General features: G+C 60.7%; 17 protein-coding genes and 1 tRNA gene. 12 read left to right on the top strand and 6 right to left on the bottom strand.

The annotated features are described in order from the left end of the window. Positions 1-275: 275 nt before the first annotated feature. Positions 276-1,301, top strand: a complete 1,026-nt coding sequence (locus AAAX35_RS01920; RefSeq protein ID WP_349116561.1) for a zinc-dependent alcohol dehydrogenase family protein — start codon at positions 276-278, stop codon at positions 1,299-1,301. A 65-nt stretch (positions 1,302-1,366) separates the two neighbouring features. Beyond that, positions 1,367-2,122, top strand: coding sequence for a GntR family transcriptional regulator (locus AAAX35_RS01915; protein ID WP_117770020.1), 756 nt, complete (start codon positions 1,367-1,369; stop codon positions 2,120-2,122). 131 nt (positions 2,123-2,253) lie between these two features. Here AAAX35_RS01915 and AAAX35_RS01910 read toward each other — a convergent pair whose 3' ends face one another. The 4 genes from AAAX35_RS01910 to AAAX35_RS01895 form a co-directional block, all read right to left on the bottom strand. Continuing rightward, entirely contained in the window at positions 2,254-3,507 is a 1,254-nt protein-coding gene (locus AAAX35_RS01910; RefSeq protein ID WP_349116560.1) for a 4Fe-4S binding protein, read from the bottom strand. 151 nt (positions 3,508-3,658) lie between these two features. After that, a complete protein-coding gene (locus tag AAAX35_RS01905) occupies positions 3,659-4,165 on the bottom strand; it encodes an iron-containing alcohol dehydrogenase (protein ID WP_117848093.1) in 507 nt (168 codons plus the stop codon). 113 nt (positions 4,166-4,278) lie between these two features. Continuing rightward, on the bottom strand, positions 4,279-5,379 hold the full coding sequence (locus tag AAAX35_RS01900; protein ID WP_117848094.1) for a glycerol dehydrogenase: 1,101 nt from the start codon (positions 5,377-5,379) through the stop codon (positions 4,279-4,281). 83 nt (positions 5,380-5,462) lie between these two features. Next, a complete protein-coding gene (locus AAAX35_RS01895) occupies positions 5,463-6,686 on the bottom strand; it encodes an iron-containing alcohol dehydrogenase (protein ID WP_117655226.1) in 1,224 nt (407 codons plus the stop codon). 500 nt (positions 6,687-7,186) lie between these two features. Here AAAX35_RS01895 and AAAX35_RS01890 point away from each other — a divergent pair, with 500 nt between their 5' ends. The 4 genes from AAAX35_RS01890 (at position 7,187) to AAAX35_RS01875 (ending at position 11,905) form a co-directional block, all read left to right on the top strand. Next, positions 7,187-8,263, top strand: a complete 1,077-nt coding sequence (locus tag AAAX35_RS01890; protein WP_349116559.1) for a hypothetical protein — start codon at positions 7,187-7,189, stop codon at positions 8,261-8,263. Continuing rightward, positions 8,263-9,306, top strand: a complete 1,044-nt coding sequence (locus tag AAAX35_RS01885; protein WP_349116558.1) for a hypothetical protein — start codon at positions 8,263-8,265, stop codon at positions 9,304-9,306. Before AAAX35_RS01890 ends, AAAX35_RS01885 begins: the two co-directional genes overlap by 1 nt. Before the next feature lie 45 nt (positions 9,307-9,351). Further along, entirely contained in the window at positions 9,352-11,529 is a 2,178-nt protein-coding gene (locus AAAX35_RS01880; protein WP_349116557.1) for a MurT ligase domain-containing protein, read from the top strand. 299 nt (positions 11,530-11,828) lie between these two features. Further along, positions 11,829-11,905 (top strand) — tRNA-Glu (locus AAAX35_RS01875). Positions 11,906-12,183: 278 nt separating this feature from the next. On the opposite strand, the gene AAAX35_RS01870 is transcribed toward AAAX35_RS01875, so the two are convergent. Both AAAX35_RS01870 and AAAX35_RS01865 read right to left on the bottom strand, forming a co-directional pair. Beyond that, positions 12,184-12,945, bottom strand: a complete 762-nt coding sequence (locus tag AAAX35_RS01870; protein ID WP_349116556.1) for a 4Fe-4S binding protein — start codon at positions 12,943-12,945, stop codon at positions 12,184-12,186. Positions 12,946-13,128: 183 nt separating this feature from the next. Continuing rightward, a complete protein-coding gene (locus tag AAAX35_RS01865; RefSeq protein ID WP_195919387.1) occupies positions 13,129-15,216 on the bottom strand; it encodes a glutamine synthetase III in 2,088 nt (695 codons plus the stop codon). A 426-nt stretch (positions 15,217-15,642) separates the two neighbouring features. Here AAAX35_RS01865 and AAAX35_RS01860 point away from each other — a divergent pair, with 426 nt between their 5' ends. The 6 genes from AAAX35_RS01860 (at position 15,643) to AAAX35_RS01835 (ending at position 23,008) form a co-directional block, all read left to right on the top strand. Then, on the top strand, positions 15,643-16,515 hold the full coding sequence (locus AAAX35_RS01860) for a methylenetetrahydrofolate reductase (RefSeq protein WP_349116555.1): 873 nt from the start codon (positions 15,643-15,645) through the stop codon (positions 16,513-16,515). Beyond that, positions 16,515-17,303 (top strand): hypothetical protein, encoded by a 789-nt coding sequence (locus AAAX35_RS01855; RefSeq protein ID WP_250786843.1) that lies wholly within the window; start codon positions 16,515-16,517, stop codon positions 17,301-17,303. Before AAAX35_RS01860 ends, AAAX35_RS01855 begins: the two co-directional genes overlap by 1 nt. Before the next feature lie 9 nt (positions 17,304-17,312). Further along, positions 17,313-19,871, top strand: coding sequence for a homocysteine S-methyltransferase family protein (locus AAAX35_RS01850; RefSeq protein ID WP_349116554.1), 2,559 nt, complete (start codon positions 17,313-17,315; stop codon positions 19,869-19,871). Between the two features lie 108 nt (positions 19,872-19,979). Then, entirely contained in the window at positions 19,980-21,344 is a 1,365-nt protein-coding gene (locus AAAX35_RS01845; protein WP_349116553.1) for a PFL family protein, read from the top strand. A gap of 375 nt (positions 21,345-21,719) precedes the next feature. After that, entirely contained in the window at positions 21,720-22,550 is an 831-nt protein-coding gene (locus AAAX35_RS01840; protein WP_349116671.1) for a methyltransferase domain-containing protein, read from the top strand. Positions 22,551-22,708: 158 nt separating this feature from the next. Further along, on the top strand, positions 22,709-23,008 hold the full coding sequence (locus AAAX35_RS01835; RefSeq protein ID WP_117839974.1) for a YhbY family RNA-binding protein: 300 nt from the start codon (positions 22,709-22,711) through the stop codon (positions 23,006-23,008). Positions 23,009-23,011: the final 3 nt, after the last annotated feature.

Here is a 23,011-nt window from a genome sequence, read left to right as displayed (position 1 = left end):
CTCGTGCAATAGGACGGGTGGGCCCGCTTCCCTGACTTCTTGCGCTTCCATTTTTATCATATCACTTATCTAGACAAGTTAGCATAAATACTACGGTCGGTAAACGGTTAATTATTGGCCGTAAACGGTATATGTCCAGTATTTCGCCTGTTAAATCTGACATAGCTGATGACTGCATTATAAATTTCTTTTCTACTTGTCTAGATGTGCTTGTCTATATCTATAGACATACCTATACTTCATTACAACATTCACCGCCACGTTAAGGAGTCACCATGAAAAGCGCGGTCTTCTATGGAAAGCACGACCTCAGAGTCGAGGAATCGGCAAAGCCGGCCGTGGGCAGGCGCGACGTTCTGATCAACGTCAAAGCTTGCGGCGTCTGCGGTACCGACGTTCATATCTATGAAGGCGACAAGGGTGCAGCCGACGTTACCCCGCCCACGATCCTTGGTCATGAGTTTGCGGGCGTTGTCAAGGCCGTGGGCAGCGACGTCGCTGGCTTTAAACCGGGCGATCGCGTGTGCATCGACCCAAACCATCCCTGCGGCTGCTGCGAACCCTGCCGCGACGGAATCAACCACTACTGCGAGCATATGACCGGTTACGGCACCACCGTTAACGGCGGCTTTGCCGAGTACTGCTCCGTCGATATGCAGCAAGTCTACAAGTTGGGCGATCACACCAGCTTCGAGCAGGGCGCTATGACCGAGCCCGTCGCCTGCTGCCTGCACGGCATCGATATGTGCAACATCAAGCCCGGCAGCACAGTTGTCGTTATCGGCGGTGGCATGATCGGTCTGCTCATGATGCAGCTTGCTAAAAACGCCGGCGCCACCAAGGTTGTCTTGCTCGAGCCCGTCGAAGGCAAGCGCGAGGTTGCGCTCAAACTCGGCGCCGACCTGGCAATTGATTCCATCCACGAGGACGTCCCGGCCCGCCTGAAGCAGGAGGGCGTCGGCAACGTCGATGTCGTTATCGAGTGTGTTGGCAAGCCCGTCACCATCGAGCAGGCCATCCAGATCGCCGGCCACAAGGCTACGGTCATGATGTTCGGCCTCACCAAGCCCGATGAGACAATCACCGTCAAGCCCTTCGAGGTCTTCCAGAAGGAGCTTGTGCTTACCTCGTCCTACATTAACCCTTATACGCAGCGTCGTGCGCTCGAGCTCATCGACTCTGGCAGGCTCGACGTATCCTCGATGGTCGCCAAGGTGGCTTCCCTCGATGAACTCGGCGCCATCCTGTCAGACCCGGCCCTGCGTGCCATGGGCAAATATATAATCGACCCCAGCAAGTAAATCGATTGACACCTGCGCGGGCGGCCCTCATCCGTCGTTCACGCGCCCAGCTCTAGGAGACCGTCATGGCGCGAGCCATCTTCCAAACTATTTATGACAACGTGAAGCAGTCGATTGACGACGGCACATACGCCTATCAGAGTTATCTGCCTTCGGAGACTGAGCTCACGCAGCTGTTTGACTGTTCGCGCATGACGGTCCGTCGCGCCATCTCGATGCTTGCGGCAGATGGTTACGTGCTCCCCCAGCAAGGCAAAGGCATGCGCGTCATTCGCAACATCAGTGACGAGAAGAGTCGTGGTGGCGGCGGACTCGAGACCTTTAAGGAAATCGCGACCAGCCGAGGCTTTGAGCTCAAGACTGTCACCACCGTCTTTGAGCTCCTCGTCTGTAGCAAGGCACTCTCCGGGATTACCGGGTTTCCCGAAGGCTGTGAGCTCACACGCGCCAAACGCATTCGTTATGCAGACGGACATGCCGTGTGCTCCGACGATTCCTATTACCTAAGCTCACAGGTACCGGGACTGACACCCGAGATTGTCAACGATTCGATTTATCGTTACCTCGAAGAAGACCTTGGCATTAAGATTGCCACGGGCAAACGCGATGTAACGATTGAGCACCCCACGCCCGAAGATGCGCGCGTGCTCGATCTCGACGACTTTAACGCACTCGCCGTTATACGCGGGCAGACCTACAACGCCGACGGCATCCTTATGGAATACACCGAGACAAAACAGGTCCCCGGGTTCTTTTTGCTCCATGAAACCGTGACGCGCAACGGTACCGGTCGAACCGGCCACCAAAGCAGCATGAACTAACCATTTATTAGTTGCGGTGGAATAGTTCCTAGAATGGCCAGCTTAAGGGCAAAACAGGAACTATTCCACCGCAACTTTTTTGGCCGGTGGGGCAGTACCTGTCCCACCGGCCATCATTTACGTTCTTTTAGCTAGTCTGCGAGCTTCTCCACCTGATCGAGCATCTTGTCGAGCTTGGCCTTTGCTTCGGCCTTGACCTTCTCAGCTTCTTCATGAGCCTTCGCCTTCTGGGCGGCCTTTTCCTCGGCCTCGGGATCGACGACCACCAGGTTGGATGCATCATGCTCAACCAACTTAAGCGCATGCTCGGGACACACCTTGACGCAAGCTCCGCAACCTAGGCAATACGTGGACTCCAGTGCAAAGCGACCGCTTCCCACCAAATCGCAGGCGAACGTGGGGCATACATTGACGCACTCGCCGCACGACGTGCACTTGTCAAAATCGCACTCCGGCGTGCTCACCTGCATGTTCTGGGCAAGCTCGGGGTGGTTTTGCAGCGTCGAGAGCACCAGCTGCCGCCCGTGCGTGAGCGAACGGCGACGCTTGGTCGTCGTGGTGCCGCACATGGTGTTGAGCGTGCGCTCCAGCTGGGTAATCTGATGGCGATGGGCCTTGAGCTTTTGCGTCACCGAGGCCAGCGCCGCCGTCGCCGGATTGAGCTTGGTCACCGTCAGGCCCGTGGTGCGGGCGATCTTTTCCATGTACTCCTTGCGCTCGTACTCGCGGCGCTTATGGCACTTGAGGCTCTTGGGGTCGACCTCCAGGCCCATGCCCGTACCAGCCCACTCCTCGGCAGTGGCAATGGCCTCGCCCAGAATATCCTCGCCACCGGTGTTGCGGCACTTATCGCACACGCCCAACGGCAGGTAGACGCTCACGTTGGGATAATCGGCCAGTACCGAGAACCAGGTCTCGGCCGTAATATCGCCCACGCAGGCAACGACGACCTCGTTTTCGCGCGGCATGCGCTTAAGGGCGCGTGTGCAGGTGACGTAGGCGGTCTCGTGGCTCGTAGCAGCAGAGACGATATCGTCATACAGGTTTTTGGGCGCCAAGCGCGGCGAGATGATTGCCTCGGTCGGACAGGCAGCGGCGCACAGGCCGCACTTGCGACAGGAGTCGAGGATCTCGATGGCGTCTTCCTCGACCTCGATAGCGTTGACCGGGCACACGTCCATGCACGCGGTGCAGCCGCTCTTTTCGTTTTTGCAGGTCAGGCACGGAATGGTGTTACCGCGCGGACGCTCCTTGTAGTCGGCAGGATTCCACTGCGGCGCCGACGGATCGAGTGCATCGGTCACACCGCCAAGCGGGTTTTTAAGAAAGTCGAAACCCTTGCTGATCTCGATAATGTCATCAAACAGATCGTGTTCCTGCGCCATGCGCGGCCCCTCCCTGAGCAGTGCAAACAAGCAAGAGATAATGATACGCTATCGGCCCACGCCTCGGGCAAATTACACGCGGAGCATCTTTGCAGCAAATAGCCCATGGCCTATCGCCGTCTCGATTGCACAAGGTCAATCAAGCGCCAAACTATGCCTCGCACATGAGCTGCACGAGTTTTTGTTTGGTCACCTTGGCCTGTTCGTTAGCCATATTGCGCTCGTTTCTAAAGACCGCATTTGCAACACCCTGCAGATCGCCATCGGAAATCACGCTGCACGGACCGTCCATCGACGCCGCCGTGGGGCATACGCACAACGGCAACTCGGCATAAAACGCAACGGCCTTGGCGATATCGAGCATCTTGCCGCCGCCAATACCCACTACCATGTCGCAATACTCGGCCTGGGCTTCCTTAGCCATTTCGAAAACGGCCTCTTCCGTACACGGACCGTCATAAATCTTAAAGAACGGCTCGCTTAGATCGTCGTCCAGAAATCCATCGACGATCTGTCTGCACAGCCGATCCTCGGTGCCCTGGTCAAACAAGACATAGGCAGCGCAGCCCAACCATGACAAATACTTGCCTTGACGCGACAGTTCGCCCGGCCCCTGAACATACCGGCCGGGACCGCCGTAAACCACAGGAAGCGCCATACGAGAATCCGCCCTTCATCAAACAACGATTGGTGCAAAGTAACCTGACCCCTTTGCACCATAGCAAAAAGGGGCAAAGCCATCTGTTGGCTTTGCCCCTTCCTTAGCTTGATTTACTCATCCATGAGATAGTAGTGACCCAGTGCGTCGGCACCCAGAATGGCGTTTGCAACCATCTCGGGCGTCACCTCAAACGGCATGTTGCACATGGTGTCATCGGGTGCGCAGGCGGCCTCGGCAACAATCATGGCCTGCTCGCGCGTAAGCTCGGCAACGCCAAGTTCCTTCATCGTGACCGGCAGGCCCAGCTCAATGCAGAAGCCCAAGACTTCCTCGAGTTTCTCAGTCGGAGCATCCTCGAGTACCAGCTGGACGATAGTGCCAAAGGCGACCTTCTCGCCGTGATACATGCCGTGGCACTCGGGCAGCATCGTCAGGCCATTGTGGATGGCATGAGCAGCAGCAAGGCCCGAGCTCTCAAAGCCGATGCCGGAGAGCAGCGTGTTTGCCTCGATGATATGCTCGACGGCAGGCGTGAGCGCACCCTTCTCCAGCGCGACCTTGGCCTTAACGCCATCGGCCATAAGCGTCTCGTAGCAGAGCTTGGCAAGCGCCAGACCGGCCATGCCGCCCTTGCCGCCAGCGCAGGTGCCGCCGTCGGCATCGTGCGTTGCCTGGGCCTCGAAATAGGTTGCGAGCGCATCGCCCATGCCGGAAACCGTCAGGCGCACCGGGCTCGCCGCGATAACCGTCGTATCCATAAGGACAATATTGGGGTTTGCCTTAAGGAAGAGGTACTTGTCGAACTGGCCGTCATCGGTATAAAGCACCGAAAGCGCCGAACACGGGGCATCGGTCGAAGCAATGGTGGGGCAAATGATAACCGGGGACTCCAGGTAGTAGGCGACGGCCTTCGCGGTGTCGAGGATCTTGCCGCCACCGACGCCGACGACGATATCGCAACCGTTGTCGCGAGCGAGCGCAACCAGGCGATCGACCTCGCCCTTGGAGCACTCGCCGTTAAAATCCTCAAACAGCAGCTCGGCCTTAGCCTCGGCAAAGCCGCCCTCGATCTTGGCACCGACGCGCTTCTTGCCCGAAGGCGTCACGATGACGAGGGCCTTAGCGCCGAGCGGCTCGACATAGGAGCCGAGCTTGGCCAGCTCGTCCGGACCCTGGATGTACTTGCTGGGGCTATTGAAAATTGCAGCCATAACTATCCCATTCTCTAAAAGAAAAAAGAAAGGGGCTCCGTACAGATACGTGCGGAGCCCCTCGTTACGATAACAAGAGTCGATTAGAAATCGATGTCGGTGTCGTAGTAGCAGGCCTTGAGGATCTTCTCGAAGTCGGCAGCCTTGGTCTCACGCGGGTTCTCGGGCGTGCAGGCGTCGGTCTCGGCGTTCGCGGCGATCTCGGGAAGCTTGGCGAGGAACTCCTCCTCGGAGACCATCTGCGGGTTCTCGGCGTCGACCTTCACGCCACCATTCGCGTAATCCTTGATGGACTGCGGAATGTTGAGCTGGTCGTTGAGGTCGCGAATCTTCTGGACGAGCGCAGCGATGAGCTCCTCGTTGGTCTCGCCGGGAAGGTGCAGGATCTCCTTGGCCACGTAAGCATAACGCTCGGCAGCACGGGGATCCTTGGAGTTCCACTGGATGACCTTGCCCAGGTACATGGCGTTAGCAGCACCGTGGATGATGTGGCCGTTCTCGAAGGCAGCACCGGTCTTGTGAGCCATGGAGTGAACGATGCCGAGCAGGCCCGAGGAGAAGGCGATACCGGCGATGCACTGAGCCTCGTGCATGTGCTGACGGGCCTCATGGTCGCCAGCATAGGACTTGGGCAGCCACTCGACGATCTCGCGGATGCCGTGCAGAGCGTTGGCGTCGGTGAACATGGAAGCGCAGGTGGAAACGTAGGCCTCCATGCAGTGGGTCAGAGCGTCCATGCCGGTGTGAGCGCACAGCTTGGCGGGCATGGTGTAGGTGAGCTCGGGGTCGACGATGGCGACATCAGGGGTGATGTTGAAGTCGGCCAGCGGGTACTTGATGCCCTTGGCATAGTCGGTAATGACGGAGAAGGCAGTGACCTCGGTAGCGGTACCGGAGGTAGAGGAGATGGCGCAGAAGTGAGCCTTCTGACGCAGCTCGGGGAAGCTGAACGGCTGGATGATGTTATCGAAGGACTCCTCGGGATACTCGTAGAAGACCCACATGGCCTTAGCGGCATCGATGGGCGAGCCGCCGCCGATGGCGATAATCCAGTCGGGCTCGAACTCGCGCATGGCCTCGGCGCCCTTCATGACCGTCTCGATGGACGGATCGGACTCGACGCCCTCGAACAGCTTGACCTCCATGCCGGCCTCTTTGAGGTCGGCCTCAACGTCCTGCAGGAACCCGCCGCGGCGCATAGAGCTGCCGCCAGAAACGATGATGGCCTTCTTGCCCTTGAGGTTCTTCACCTCGTGGCGAGCACCCTCACCAAAGTACAGATCGCGAGGATTGGTAAAACGTCCCATACTGTGCCTCCTAAACAAGCCCCTCTTAGACTTGCGTATATAACGGAGCACCCAATTGGCTCCGTTAGGACCGTTTTGCGCGTTGCCGGCGATGACAATGCGCGATGTCTAAACGTCTCAACGCTCAGACAAACACTATTCTACCGTTCTGGTTGGTCAGTTATTCACCTAAAGCCGACAATGATGAAACGTTTTTTCTATCCCTGAAGACCCTTGTGGGGCATTCATACTCCCAAGCTGGGCAAACGTTTTATCAAGGTTGACCACATATCCCGGGCAGGACTGTGGCCCTCCAAAATGCGCCCCGTTCGCCGCCAAAAATCGACCGTTTGCGGCACCGTGATACCACTCAGTCGTCCAAGGTGCCGACATTTGTGCGACATCCGTCTTCGTGGTGCAAAGGTGCATGTCCAAGTGCGGCACCCCCGGTGTGCCACATGCGGGTAAACTAGAACCTTATATAGAGACATTTGAACCCTAACCGCAGCAAAGGAGGCCCCATGGCATTCGATCCCATTCAAGAGGATTGCCATCGCCTCGTTCTTGAGGCCTTGCGCCGCGACAATATCCCGCTCACCGACGGTGCCGCCGTAGAGCGTCTGATGGAACAATTCACCCGCAACCCCGCGCCGCTCATCGTGCACGACCGCGACCGCGCCGGGCACCTCATTGCCAAGGTGGTCGAGGCTGTCGACTACCGCATTCCCTTTATCCCTGACGATACCCAGGCAGAGCAAGAAGAGGCCGCTGCCGAGAACATGCTTCGCGAGGCAGCCGCGCTCGACCCCACCAACTGGGATGCCCAGCGCATGCTGATCGCCCTCACCGCCAACTCCAACGAGGAGTACGTACAGTACTTGGTATCCAAGCGCGATGAAGTCGAGCACGACCTGGCACTCAAGATCGCCTCGGCGCAGGACCCCTACGAGCGCGAGGCCGCAGGCGACCTTATGCGCCGCCCCTACCTGCGCTGGCTTGCCGCCCTTGCGTCGCGCGCCCTCATTAGCGGCCGCTATCGCATGTCGCTCGAAGCCGCAAACCGCAGCCTCGACTTTGCCCCCAACGATCCGGCCGGCGTCCGTCACACCGCGATGCTCGCCATGGCGAAGCTCGAATACCCCGCCGAGGAGCTCAAGCGCTTTCGCTCTGCCCACTCCGTCCCCTATCTCACCAACACGCCGCTACGCCGTCGTCCCAAGGACGCGGAGCGCGACTTGGACCCATGGACGCTCATCGCGCTGATGAGCGCTGCCTGGCGCGAGCTGGACTACGAGGGTGCCGAGCGCTACTTGCGCATCCTGGTGCGCTCATGCCCGCACGCGGCCGAAGCACTCTACTTCCAAACCGAGTTTCCCGATGGCGTCTATGCCCGCGTCAACGTGGGCGTGGGCTCCACCGACGAGCTTGTCCTTGCGCTGTCCGAGGCGACGCCGGTACTGCAGGAGGGCCTGGGCGCCCCCGACAATGCCAGCTTTGCCGCCTGGGTCGCCACCAACGATATCGTGCGTTCCCAGATCGACGAGCGCATCCTGCGGGCGGCCGAGCAGGGCTTGCCGTTTAAGGGAGGAGACCTCTAATGGATCCGAGCGTCTACATCCCCGCCTACCTGGAGCGCGCCTACGTTGCGTCGCACCCCGAACTCACCGATGCAGCACGCGAGCTTGTCCATAACAACGTGAGCGTCAACCCTCATAAGTATGCGCAGACCGAGCATACCCAAGCGCTGCTGTCCTATGCCGGCGTCCACCGCCACTTGCTCGACGAACTCCATCGCATCGAGGACATGGGCAGCGACGAGGAGTTTGAGCAGACGCGCAACCGCCTGTTCGACGACATGCGCGACGAGCTGCTCAAGATTGTTCGTGTCGATGCGCTGGCCGTCGATGCCCAGTTGCTCGCCATCATCCTGGCGGACACGCCCGTCGATGCCTGCCTGGGCGATCTGATGAAGCTCGAGGCGAGCACGGCCGACTACCTGCAACAGAGCGTGCCCGGGTTTGATATGGAGGCCCCGCACTACTGGGCCAACAAGGTTTTGACGGACGGCGTGACGGCGGCCTATCTCACCGCAAGCGAGCCGGCGCTTATCGGGTGGCTCCACACGCTCGAGGCCATCTCGCAGCTGTGCATGGCGAGCGCTCGCTACCGTGCTGCCGCCAACTATTCTCGCCGCGTTCTTAAGGCGGAAGGCTATCCCACCCGAGCTGCAGGCACCGTGCTACTCGCCCTCGCTCGCCTGGAAGACGAGGACGGCTTTTTTGCCCTGGCCCACCAGCTCGAGGAGCAGATGGGGGCCGATGCCCTCGAGAGCTCCCCCTGGTACCTACTCGCCCGCACGATCCTGTTGTTCAAAACGAACAAGATGCGCCCGGCGACACGCGCGCTGCGCGAGTTTGCCAACCGCTGCGAGGGCGGCGCGTTCTTTTTGCTGAACCCCATGTATCAGACACCGTACCTTCCCTGCCGGCCCGAACCGCACGACCCCTGGGACCTTTCGCATCAGGCAGTTTGGGAGGCCGACGGCATCATCTCGGATACTCCCGACTTTGCCCCCTGGGCCAACGCTTGCGAAGACGTATCGCAGCTTGCCCAGGAATTTGCGCGCCGTTACGGCTTTTAACGGCACAAACGTCACGACCATGTCATTCACGTTAGGAACGGCTTCATGAACTTCCGCTCATCTCTCGCCTGCACCTCGAGCGATATCGCCCGCTGGGGACTGCGCTCCGTCCTTAAGCGCCAGGGCGGCGTACTCCCCGGCCGCATCGCCATGAAGATTGACCCCGAGCTGCTAAGCGACCTCGCGGGCCTTGTCGACCGCAGCGTGGTGATCACCGGCACCAACGGCAAGACCACCACCTCCAACCTCATCGCCGATGCCGTTGCCGCCAGCGGCGCCACCGTGGTATGCAACCGCGCCGGCAACAACATGGAGCCAGGCGTGGTGGGCGCGTTGCTCGAGGCGCGCGGCAACCTTAAGCGAACCGCCAGCAGCAAGCGCGTAGGCGTCTTTGAGTGCGACGAGCTCTACACGGTGCGCGTCCTGCCCAAGCTCAAGCCGACCTACTTTGTGCTGCTCAACCTGTTCCGCGACCAGCTGGACCGCTACGGCGAGATCGACCACACCCAGGACGTCATCGCCCACGCACTGGAGCTTTCGCCGGCAACGACGCTCATCTATAACGCCGACGATCCGCTGTGCGCCTCGATCGCCGCGCGCGTCCCCAACATGAGCATCGCCTTTGGCATCGACGGCGCCACGGGCACCGAGTCCGATCGCATTAGTGACTCGCGTTTTTGCTCGCAGTGCAACGCGCCGCTGGAGTACGACTATGTGCAGTACGGACAGCTTGGAGCATACCATTGCCCCTCGTGCGGCTGGGGTCGTCCCGCGCTGGTCCGTCGCGTAACGGACGTTGAGCTCACCTGCAACGGCTACGGCTTTGACCTGAACTTTGGACCCAATACCGACGCACCCGCAACGCACATCGCCACGCGCTACAACGGCCTATACATGGTCTATAACGTTGCCGCCGCCTTCTTTGCGGCGCGCGAGCTGGGCGTGGGCGCGGCACATCTACAGTCCACGCTCGATGCCTACGTCCCCGCCGGCGGACGCATGGGCCGCTGGGAGATCGCCGGCCGTACCGTCGAGGCAAACCTGGCCAAGAATCCCGTGGGCTTCGATCGCCAGATCCAGTCCATTAAGACGGCGGGCGGCAGACTCTGCGCCTTCTTTCTGAACGACAACGACGCCGACGGCCACGATGTCTCGTGGATCTACGACGTCGACTTCGAGCGCATCGCCGATACCCCAGGGCTTGTCGCCTTTGCCGGCGGCACGCGTGCACACGATATGCAGGTACGCCTGAAGTACGCCGGCATCGACTCCGCCATCATCTCGAATATCGAGCAGGCAATCGGCGCCGTGGCAGACGAGGAGGCTGGCGACACTTTCTACGCCGTCGCCAATTACACGGCCTTCCCGCCGCTGGTCAAGGAGCTCGACGAGCTTAAGGGCACCGATGCGAGCTCGGTTGCCTCCCACGCCGCAACGCGCGCCGATGGCAGCGCTGTCCCCACCGATATTGCGCCGGTCGAGCTCTCGCGCCCCCTGCGCATCGTCTACCTGTATCCCGATGCCCTCAACCTCTATGGCGACGGCGGCAACGTCATTGCCCTCGAGCGCCGCTGCGCCTGGCGCGGCATTCCCGTGCGTGTGGACGAGGTCCGCATGGGCGAGTCGCTCGATCTCACCGACGCCGACATCGTTATGATGGGCGGTGGCTCCGACCGCGACCAGCTTGCCGTGGCACACGAGCTGCTCGCTCAAAAAGACAAGGTCGCGTCCTATGTTGAGGATGGCGGCTCGCTGCTCGCTATCTGCGGCAGCTATCAGCTGCTCGGCCGTTCGTACTATATGGGTGAGAATCGCCTCGAGGGCCTGGGCGTCATTGCCGCCGAAACCGTGCGCGGCTCCGACCGCCTGATCGGCAACGTCGCCGTCAAGACCGACCTGGCACCCGAGCCCTTTGTGGGATTCGAGAACCACGGTGGCCGCACGCTTTTGGACGCCGATGCCACGCCGCTCGGAACGTCTGTCGTCACGGGCACCGGTAACAACGGCGACGATGGCTTTGAGGGTCTCATCTACAAGGGCGTCATCGGCACGTACCTACACGGACCGGCACTGCCCAAGAACCCCGAACTCGCCGACTGGCTCATCACCCACGCTCTCGAGCGCCGTGGCGATGCACAGGCCACCGCTCTGCTGCCGCTCAAGCCCCTCGACGACGCTTACGAGCACGCCGCCCACGACGCCGCGATGAAGCTCCTCCCCTAACGCCCCGCCACCACAAAGGGGACAGGCACCTTTGTGGTGGTTTTGATCTGCCACGTTTGTTTGTCTCGATCTGTAACATCTAGGCCGTTGAAAGTCGTCTTACTGTTACAGATTGAGATATTCGTCCCGACGCCCGCCGTCTGTCTCGATCTGTAACAGATAGAGCCGATTTGCCTGCCCAGATGTTACAGATTGAGATATTTGAAAATCAGGATAGGGAGCCAGCTCCTGTGTGGTGGTTTTCCAGTTTGCCAACGATATACGCGCCGGCAAAAAAGTCTGCTATACTCTTTCCCGCTGTCCCCATCGTCTAGCGGCCAAGGACGCCACCCTTTCAAGGTGGATATCGCGGGTTCGAATCCCGCTGGGGGCACCATTTAAACTGAGAAGCCCGTTGCCCTTGCGGTAACGGGCTTTTTGCTATTCATGTGCCGGGATTCGAACCCGGCAGGGTGCGGAGCTGAGGAAACGCGGAGCGTTTTCCAGCGCAGCACGCAAGGAGCGGAGCGACACAGCGGAAGCGGGCGGCGCCAGCCGCACGCGGACATCCCACTGGGGGCACCAACTTTAAAATGTTCGAACCCGCCGGATGTAAGGTCCGACGGGTTCGTTCTTTTTGCCGTTATAAGACGAAAAGTACTCAACGCCCTTGCGCTAGATAAACAGCTCGCACTCCTTCCGCTCGGCACAAACTTTGCTCAACATCTTGGTAGTCGCAGAGAGCATGACGGGATTTACCGCGCGAGCGCCCCACGGACATACGGCAATGCAGCGCATGCAGGAAATGCAGGCCTTTTTGTCCACCCGCTTGGGATCGTCTTTATCGATAGCGCCAACGGGACACACTGCGGCGCAAGCCCCGCAGGCGGTGCACTCCTTTGTGGCCTTAGGCACCATACCGGTGCCCCCGGCCTTCTTATAGGGACGATTGCCCGGAATAGCCGGCTCAGAAGCATCTCCCGCAGATATCTTTTGCTGAATCTGATTCGCAAACCCAGCGAGCTGCGCCGCGTCCTGTGGGTCTGGCCGACCGGCTGCAAACTGGCGAACAATAGAATGCTCGGCGATGGCAGAAACCGCCGCGATCACCCGAAAGCCCGCGCCCTTTGCCGCATCCTCAAGCTCGACCAGCGTGTCCTCATACGCGCGGTTTCCGTAAACACAAACCAGAACCGCCTGCGCACCGTTTCCCCGCATCATACCCAAGCGCTCCGCAGCCACAGCCGGGACTCGCCCGCCATACGAGGGTACCGTGATCACGGCTACATCCTCTTTTGTCATCGCAACCGTGCGAAAACCAAGCCCGCTATCGGTCAGATCTACAGCAACGGTTTCCCCTTCCAACGCATTGGCAATGTAGCCAGACGCCTTTTCCGTTCCGCCGGTCGGGCTAAACACGATATCGAATACCTTCATCGGATAATCCTCCCCTTTATGAACAAACGGCCGAAACGTCCGCGTGCCAAAACAGGTTACAACTTTTAAGATGCCCCGCGTGAAACGCCCGCTCGGCTGCAAGTTCAAAGCAGGTCAAAGCGGCAAAAAAGAAGGGGCCTCACACAGGCGAGACCCCTTCACACGCAAAATCAAACGTGTCTGTTACACATAGAACAGAATGTCGTCGTAGGTCGGGACCGGCCAGTAGTCGGCGGCCACGATCTCCTCCATGGCATCCACGGCGGCGCGCAGCGTATCCATAGCGGGAACGACCTCGTGCGCGTACACGTTGGCCTGCTCCTGACCATCGAGGGCTTCGGCCTTCTGATGCACGGCATCGAGCGCCTTGATGGAGTCGTTGATGGCGGTGATACCGTTGCAGAGCTTGTTGAGCGTGTTCTGCTCGCACTGCATGGCGGCCTCCGCACCAGCGGCACGAATAGTCTCAAGGCCCTTAGCGACCTTGGTGGCATAGGCAGTAATGACCGGGCGATAGGTACGACGCGCCTCGCGAACCATCGTGGTGGCCTCGATGTTCATGAGCTTGTTGTACTTCTCGAGCTTGCAGTCGTAGCGGCACTGGGCCTCGGCCTTGGTCAGGACACCCGTCTCCTCAAAGAGCGCAATGGCCTTATCGGAAACAAAGGCGGGCAGGGCGTCGGCCGTGGTCTTGTTGTTGGCAAGGCCGCGCTTCTCGGCCTCAACGGGCCACTCGTCGGAGTAGCCATCGCCGGAAAAGAGGATGCGCTGGTGGTCGGTCAGGACCTTCTTGCAGTACTCGAGCGCGGCGTCCTGGAACTCATCCTCGGGCGTACCCTCAAGCGCGTCGGCGAAGGACTTGAGCGACTTGGCCACGGCGGCATCGAGCACCAGGTTGGAGTCGGAGACGTTCTGCTCGGAGCCGCAGGCACGGAACTCAAACTTATTGCCGGTAAAGGCAAACGGGGAGGTGCGGTTGCGGTCGGTGTTGTCCTGCATCAGCTTGGGCAGGGTATCGGCGCCCAGGTCGAGCACGCCGCGCGTGGCATGGACGGAAGCCTTGCCATCGATGATCTTCTCGACGACCTCGGTAAGCTGGTCGCCCAGGAAGATGGACATAATCGCCGGAGGAGCCTCGTTGGCGCCCAGACGATGGTCGTTGCCGGCCGAGGCAACGGAGGCACGCAGGAGCTCCTGATAGTTATCGACGGCCTCGATCACCGCGGTGAGGAAGACGATGAACTGCAGGTTGTCGAGCGGGGTGTCGCCCGGATCGAGCAGATTCTCGGACTCGGTGCCAAGCGACCAGTTGTTGTGCTTGCCCGAACCGTTGATGCCCTCAAAGGGCTTCTCGTGCAGCAGGCAGACCAAGTCGTGGCGGGAGGCGATGAGCTTCATCTTCTCCATCATGACCAGATTCTGGTCGATGGCCTCGTTGACCTCGCCATAGACCGGTGCGAGCTCATGCTGGCAGGGAGCAACCTCGTTGTGCTTGGTCTTGGCGGGAATGCCAAGCGCCCACAGTTCATCGTCCAGGTCCTTCATATAGGCCGAGACGGTGGGGCGGATAGCGCCAAAGTAGTGCTCCTCGAGCTCCTGGCCCTTGCAGGGAGCGGCACCAAAGAGGGTGCGGCCGGTGATGACCAGGTCCTTGCGCTTGCGATAGGCGTCCTTCTTGATCAGGAAGTACTCCTGCTCGTCGCCCACGGAAGGAACGACCTTCTTGGGGGTCTTGCCAAACAGCGCCAAGACGCGCTTAGACTCACGCGAGAGCGCGGTCATGGAACGCAGCAGCGGGGTCTTCTTGTCCAGGGCCTCGCCCGTGTAGGAGCAGAAAGCCGTGGGGATGCACAGGACATCGTCCTTGATAAAGGCGGGGCTAGTGGGATCCCAAGCGGTGTAGCCACGGGCCTCGAAGGTAGCGCGCAGGCCGCCGTTGGGGAAGCTCGAGGCATCGGGCTCGCCCTGGATGAGGTTCTTGCCCGTAAACTTGGTAATGGCGGTGCCGTCGTGGTTGGGCTCCAGGAAGCTGTCGTGCTTCTCGGAAGTAATACCCGAAAGCGGCTGGAACCAGTGCGCATAGTGCGTCGCGCCCTTGGAGATGGCCCAGACCTTCATGGCGTGGGCAACGGCGTTGGCCACATCCAGGTCGAGCGGCTCACCGCCCTCGAGGGTTGCAGCAAGGCGCTTCCAAATGTCCTTGGGGAGGTAATCCTTCATGACTTCCTCAGAGAACACCATGGTCCCGAAGCGGTCAGTAAGTTCGGCCATACGGAACTCCCTTCGTATCGGCACCGCGTGAGAAGCGGTGTTGATTACTAACGAACGAGTCATAGCTTAGACTCGCCGTGTTTCCGCGACATTACCGTTATGTTGCCGTCGCGAAACCAATCAATGAGGTTACCCTATCGAGGCGGCGTTGCCACCCTCAACAGTCAATCAACTGCATAAATTGCAGACCTCTCCCCATGGTTTAAGGGTGGTCAATGTAGGATGGGGCTCTATTAACTGGTATTTCGCATCAGATACCATTCAATATAGCCCCATCCTACATTGACCGCTCTGTTATAGGAAATGCCGATAGCAAGGCATCTTTGATTGGTATCCCCAAATAGCGAGTGAAACTCCACCGTGGCACAGTGGTGCAGTAGAATCCTTACAACACATCACACTATTACGTATCTAGAGGAGCACGATATGCGCGTCGACGAGGTTTTTAAGCAGGCAGCATCCCAGGGCACCGCGCCCATTTCGTTTGAGATGTTCCCGCCCAAGGGCGAGCTGACCCTCGACACGGCTCGCGAGGTGGCAGGCAATCTGTGCAAGCTTTCGCCGAGCTTTGTCTCGGTCACCTGCTCGGCCGGCGGCTCGGGCAACGGTGCCACCACCGCCCCCATCGCGCATATGATTACGAGCGAATTCGATACGCCCTCGGTGGCGCACCTCACCTGCGTTGGCCGCACCCACGCCGACATCGCCGCCAAGATTGACGAGTATCGCTCGGCCGGTGTGGAAAACGTGCTAGCCCTGCGCGGCGACCTGCCCGCTGGCGCGACTGAAGATGACAAGCCCGCCTCGGACTACGCCTACGCCTGCGACCTCATCCCGGAGCTCGTCGATGCCGGCTTTTGCGTGGGCGCCGCAGCCTACCCCGAGGGCCACATTGCCTGCGAGGATCTCAACCTCTCGGTCGAATACCTCAAGCAAAAACAGGACGCCGGCGCGAGCTTCTTTGTGACGCAGCTCTTTTTTGACAACGAGTGCTTCTACCGTTTTCGCGAGCTTGCCGACAAGGCCGGCATCACCGTGCCCATTACCGCGGGCATCATGCCGTTTATGGGCAAGTCGCAGATCAGCCGCATGGTCTTTATGTGCGGCGCGTCGCTGCCCTCCCCCGTCATCAAGATTCTCGCCAAGTACGAGAACGACCCCGAGAGCCTGCAGGCGGCCGGTGTAGATTATGCTGCTCGTCAGCTTTGCGACCTTAAGGAGCACGGTGCCGACGGTCTGCACCTGTACACTATGAATCGTCCTGCGATCGCCGCAACCATTATGGAGCGCCTGGGGTAATGGAAAAACCGCACATCGATACAGCTTTTGGTGAAGTGCCGGCTGACCTTGCGTCGCCGGCGCTCTACCGTATCGATGCTGCCCATCGCCCCCGAGTCGACCGTGCCGAAATGCTGCGCTACCTGGGCTACGGCGGTCAGCAGATTGAGCCCGAGCTGTCGCAGCGTATTGAGCTTGTCGTTGAACGTTTGGAACTGGACATTGAGCCCCGTGGCGTGCGACGCGTGTTTGCCGTCGATGCCACGGGCGTCGACGAGCAGGGCGAGCCTTGCATCCGCCTGGTCGGCACCAACGTTGAGCTGCGCGGCCGCGATATCTATCGCCACCTCAAAGACGCCCGCTTTGCCGCACTCATGGCATGCACCCTCGGCATGGACGCCGAGCGTCGCCTGCGCACCACGGGAGCCCAGCAGCCCCTAGAGGGAGCCGTGCTCGACGCCGCATGCTCTGCCTATGTAGAAGCCGCCGTCGAGCAGATGGACCAACAGGTCAAGGCTGCGGCCGCCGCACACGGACTCGCCGGTAACTGGCGCTTCAGTCCCGGCTATGGCGACTGCCCGCTTACGGCCCAGCGCTCAATCGTAGCTGCACTCAACGCCACGCGGCTCATCGGGCTTACCGTCACACCTACCAGCCTGCTCATGCCCACCAAGAGTGTGACCGCAGTGATCGGTCTGTTTGACGGCGAGGTCCACGACGCCCAGAGCCGCCCCACCTGCAATATCTGCCGCATGCACGAGCACTGCCGCTTCCGCGCCGCCCACACCACCTGCTATTCCAGCCATTAGGAGCCCTCGATGTTTACTCCGCTTATCACCCATGATTCCGACGGTACCGCGCTGGCAGCGCCCGTCAATACTGCGCGTTGTAACGGCGCCACGTACAAGACGTGCACGATCGGCGACCTTCGCATTAAGGACGATCGCCTGCGCGCCGCCATCGAGGGCACGGGACACCTCCTGTTCGACGGCGGCATGGGCACCATGCTGCAGGCGGCCGGCATGAAGGCCGGCGCCCTGCCCGAGCTGCTCAACTTTGAGGAGCCCCAGGTTATCACTGATATTCAGCGTCAGTACGTCGAGGCTGGCTGCGACGTAATCACCGCCAACACCTTTGGCGCCAACGCCCACAAGCTCGACGGCGCCGCCACCGTGGCAGATGTCTTTGCCGCCGCCGTCGCCTGCGCCCGCGCGGCCGGCGCCCACTATGTCGCCGGCGATATCGGCCCCATCGGCGCACTGCTTCGCCCCTTGGGCACCCTGAGCTTCGACGAGGCCTATGACCTCTTTGCCGAGGAAGTGCGCGCCGGCGTCGACGCGGGCGTGGACCTCTTTATTATCGAGACCATGACCGACCTTGCCGAGATCAAGGCTGCCGTCCTCGCCTGCCGCGAGAACTCCGACCTGCCCGTCTTTGCCACCATGACCTTTGAGGAAGACGGTCGCACGTTCCTGGGTACGAGTCCCGAGGTGGCCGCCGTCACGCTCGACGCCATCGGCGCCGACGTTTTAGGCATCAACTGCAGCCAGGGACCGGCCGAGCTCCGAGGGCTCGCCGCACGCATGCTCACCGTTACCGACAAGCCCGTTATGGTGCAGGCTAATGCGGGACTGCCCCGCGTGGACGATGACGGCAATACCGTCTTTGACATCCAGGCACCCGAATACGCCGAGGCCGTCGCCGGCATGATTGAGGACGGCGTGAGCGTCGTGGGTGGCTGCTGTGGCACCACGCCCACGCACATGGCGGCACTTCGCACCCTCATCGACAACCACACGCCCAGCCCACGTCACCGCAAGCCCAGTATGTCGGTCACGAGCGCCCAGACGGTCGTGGACCTTCCCTGTGACGGCCACAAGATCGCCGTCATCGGCGAGCGCATCAATCCCACCGGCAAAAAGCGCCTGCAACAGGCCCTGCGCGACGGCGACCTAGACTACGTCGTGAGCCAGGGCATCAGCCAGCAGGAACAGGGCGCCGACATCCTGGACGTCAACGTAGGCCTGCCCGAGATCGACGAGGTCAAGATCATCCAACAGGCGACCGAGCAGCTCCAGGGCTCCACGCTGCTGCCGCTGCAGATCGACTCCACCGACCCCGCAGCCGTCGAGGCAGCCGTGCGCCGCTACGCCGGCAAGCCCATCATCAACTCGGTCAATGGCAAACGGCAAATCATGGACGAGATCTTTCCCCTAGTCGCCCACTACGGCACCAACGTTGTCGGCCTCACGCTCGACGAAGACGGCATCCCCGATACCGCCGAGGCTCGCTTCGCCATCGCCGAGCGCATCGTAACCGAGGCTGCGCGCTACGGTATCGGACCGGACCGCATCCTCATCGACTGCCTGGTCATGACCGCCTCGACCAATCAACGCCAGGCCGAACAGATTCTGCGCGCCATGTCCCTGTGCAAGGAACGCCTGGGCGTCAAGTGCGCGCTCGGCGTGTCGAACATCAGCTTTGGCCTGCCTGCCCGCCCGCTGCTGGGCTCGGTCTTTTTGGCCGCCGCCTTTGGCGCGGGCCTCGATGCCCCCATCATGAACCCGGGCTCCAAGCGCTTTATGGATACCGTCTACAGCTATCGCGTCCTGAGCGTTGAGGACGAGGGCTCGACCGGATACATCGAACGCTACGCCGGCTGGACCGATCCGTACAAGATCGCCGCGACCCCGGCGGCGGCTCAGGCAGTATCGACCGACACCGCGCCCGCTGCTGGCACCGCCGGCACTGACAGCAACGACGACCCGATTCGTCGCATGGTCGTCTCGGGCCGCAAAGGCGAGATCGCGGCCGAGACCGAGCGTCTGCTGGCAGATCACGACGCCATGGACCTCATCAACAATCACTTTATCCCCGCCCTTGACGAGGTTGGCGTCCTCTTTGACCAGGGAAAGTTCTTCTTGCCGCAGCTCATGGCCTCGGCCGAGGCCGCGCGCGTGGGCTTTGACACCATTAAGCGGCTGATGCCCGCCGGCGAGATTGCCGACAAGGGCAAGATCTGCGTGGCCACCGTCAAGGGCGACATCCACGACATTGGCAAGAATATCGTCAAGATGCTGCTCGATAACTACGGCTATACCGTCTTTGACCTAGGCCGCGACGTCGACCCGCAAGAGGTGCTCAAGACCGTGAGGGAGCGTGACATCAAGCTCGTCGGCCTCTCGGCGCTTATGACCACCACGGTCGTCGCCATGGAGGAGACCATCAAGCTGCTCCATGCCGAGGTTCCGGGCGTCAAGATCATCGTAGGCGGCGCCGTGCTCACCCCCGAATACGCCAAGCAGATCGGCGCGGACTACTACGCCAAGGATGCCGCCGAAAGCGCGCGCATCGCCGAAGAGGTCTTTGGGCAGTAACACAACGGAAACAACCGAGCACCAAAACGTGCCGCATGTGCCACTTGGCACGTGCGGCACGTTAGAATAGACAAGACTATGCTCGTTTTGGCAGATAGGAGTGCAAGGATGGCGATCACGCCCGCAGAAATCGCGGAAACCCGCGGCATGGTTGAGGAGCAGAACCTCGACATCAGGACCATCACCATGGGTGTTTCGCTCATGGGTTGCGGTGACGAGAACCTCGACCGCATGTGCACGAAGATCTACGACCACGTGACGCACACGGCTGAGCACCTGGTCGAGACCGCCGAGAACCTCGAGCGCGAGTACGGTATCCCCATCGTCAACAAGCGCGTTTCCGTCACCCCGGTGGCACAGATCGCCGCGTGCTGCAAGGATGAGGACCTCACCCCCATCGCGCATGCCCTCGACCGCGCGGCCGAGACGCTCGGCATCGATTACCTGGGCGGCTTCTCCGCACTCGTCCAGAAGGGCATCGGCGACGCCGACCGCCGCGTTATCCAGTCCATCCCGCAGGCGCTCGCCGCCACGAGCCGCGTCTGCTCCAGCGTCAACGTCGCCAGTCTGCGTGCCGGCATCAACATGGACGCCGTGCTCATGGCGGCTCAGACCATCATCGATGCCGCTAAACTCACGGCCGACCAGGATTCCGTCGGCGCTTCCAAGTTTGTCTGCTTTGCCAACATGGTCGAGGACTCCCCGTTTATGGCGGGCGCCGTCCACGGCGGTGGCGAGGCCGACGCCGTCATCAACGTAGGCGTCTCGGGCCCCGGCGTTATGGCCGCAGCCCTGGAGACGCTGCCCGATTCCGCATCGATGATGGAAGTCGCCGAGAAGATTAAGCAGACCGCCTTTAAGATCACCCGTGCCGGCGAGCTCATGAGCCGCGAGGCCGCCCGTCGCCTGGATGTCGAGAAGGGCATTGTCGACCTGTCGCTGGCTCCCACGCCCGCCATCGGCGACTCCGTCGCGCGTATCCTCGAGATCATCGGTGTTGGCACCTGCGGTGGCCCGGGCACGACCTGCGCACTCGCCATGCTCAACGATGCCGTCAAGAAGGGCGGCGTCATGGCCAGCTCCAGCGTGGGTGGCCTCTCGGGCGCCTTTATCCCCGTGTCCGAGGACGCCGGCATGATTGCCGCCGTCGAGGCCGGCGCGCTTTCGCTCGAGAAGCTCGAGGCCATGACCTGCGTGTGCTCCGTCGGCCTGGACATGATCGCCATCCCCGGCGACACCCCGGTCGAGACCATCGCCGGCATTATCGCCGACGAGATGGCCATCGGCGTCATCAACAATAAGACCACGGCCGTGCGCGTGATTCCCGCTATCGGCAAGGGCGTGGGCGACTGTGTCGAGTACGGCGGTCTGTTTGGCCGTGCGCCCATCATGCCGGTGAACCCCAACGCCGGCACCGTGCTTGCCCACCGTGGCGGACGCTTCCCGGCGCCGCTGAACTCGCTCAAGAACTAGCTGAGGGGGACTGGCGAGGAGCCCCGGGGAGGGCAAATATATAAGGTCGCCTGCTCGGACAGTCCTGACTCGCACGGAGAGCACATTAAGTGCTCTCCGGCTCGTGCGGAACTCGCGATCGGCCTTATATATTTGCCCTCCCCGGGGCTCCCGCACAACGGGACCTCGGTTGGATTCTATCCCGGTTGCAGTCGCTTCGCTCCTGCACCACATGGTCGATACGGCGGTTTGGCATTGGAACGGTTCTTTTTCTGATATATGCTGGTTGCGGCTCTTCTTTTGGGAGGGGCCGCTTTTTTGTTGCTAGGAGGTTGGCCCGTGGTTGATGGGGATGCTCGCTCTGAGCTTCTTTCTGCTGATTGGAATGGCGAATGGATGCGTCTGCAGGCCGCTCGGCATCGGGCTGATGATTCTTTTGAGTGGGATAAGCGGGCTCGGCATTTTCGTCCACTGGAGACTGCCCCGTATGCTCGGGATTTTATAAAGCTGTTGGCGCTTGAGCCTGGTGAGTCGGTGCTCGATATGGGGTGTGGGGCTGGGTCGATTGCTATTCCGCTTGCTCAGGCTGGGCATTCCGTAATTGCTGCCGACTTCTCTCCTGCTATGTTGGGCACGCTTGATGCTGGCATTGAGTACTATGGGCTCGAGGATTGCATTACACCGCTTGAGCTTGCTTGGGATGATGATTGGGATTTGGTTGGACCGGTCGCAAAAGCGGTGGATGTTGCCTTTGCCAGTCGCTCTGTCACCACGACCAACCTAAAAGGCGCACTTGCCAAGCTTGATCGAACGGCTCGTCGGCGTTGTGCCGTTACGATGGTCGCCAACTCGAGCCCGCGTTATGACCTGCACTTGATGAATGCCATCGGCGCCTCGGTTACCTGCAGCAATGGTTTTGTGTACGCCTTTAACATCCTTATTCAGATGGGTGCACTGCCACAGGTCACGTATTTTGAATCACCCCGCCGCGACACCTTCGATAGTCTCGAGGCAGGCGTGGCAGACTTTTCTCGCATGCTCGAGCACGGCAACGAGGACAAGATCGACCGCCTGCGCAACTATATCGCCCACCACATGATCGAGAACCCGCATGCCGGTGAGCCGGGATCCAAGGGCGTACCGCAGGGACGCTACATGCTCGACCACATCCGCAAAGTCCGATGGGCGTTTATCGCCTGGGAGCCGGTCTCCGTACCCCGCCCGTAGCCCATCTAAAGCTTGCATCGTCTTCCCGCCCGGCATCCGCATTCTTTGCGAACTGGGCAAACGCGCTCCACACCACGCCGTTCCTGCGCTATCGTGGGACAGCTCACGTAGATTAAGGCCCCATTGCGGGGCGCCCCATACATAGAAAGCGAGAACCCATGGCACTGACAGGAGCCCAGGTCAAGCAGCTTCGCAGCATGGCCCATCACCTCAACCCCGCCATCATCATCGGTAAGTCCGATGTCAACGAGGGCACCGTCGAGCAGACGGTCGCCTACCTGGAGAAGCACGAGCTCGTTAAGTGCTCCGTGCTGGACGGCTCCAGCCTTTCTGCCCGCGAGGCCGCCGAGGAGCTCGCCGAGCGCTGCCACGCCGACGTCGTTCAGGTTATCGGCCGCAAGTTCTCGCTGTATCGCGAGTCCTCGCGCAAGGATATCGAGAAGATCAAGCTCGTCTAAAAC

The sequence above is a fragment of the Collinsella sp. CLA-ER-H11 genome, assembly GCF_040092445.1.
In the GTDB taxonomy this organism is placed as follows: domain Bacteria; phylum Actinomycetota; class Coriobacteriia; order Coriobacteriales; family Coriobacteriaceae; genus Collinsella.
Note: the sequence above shows the minus strand (reverse complement) of the source record. Positions and strands in the feature narration are given on the sequence as shown.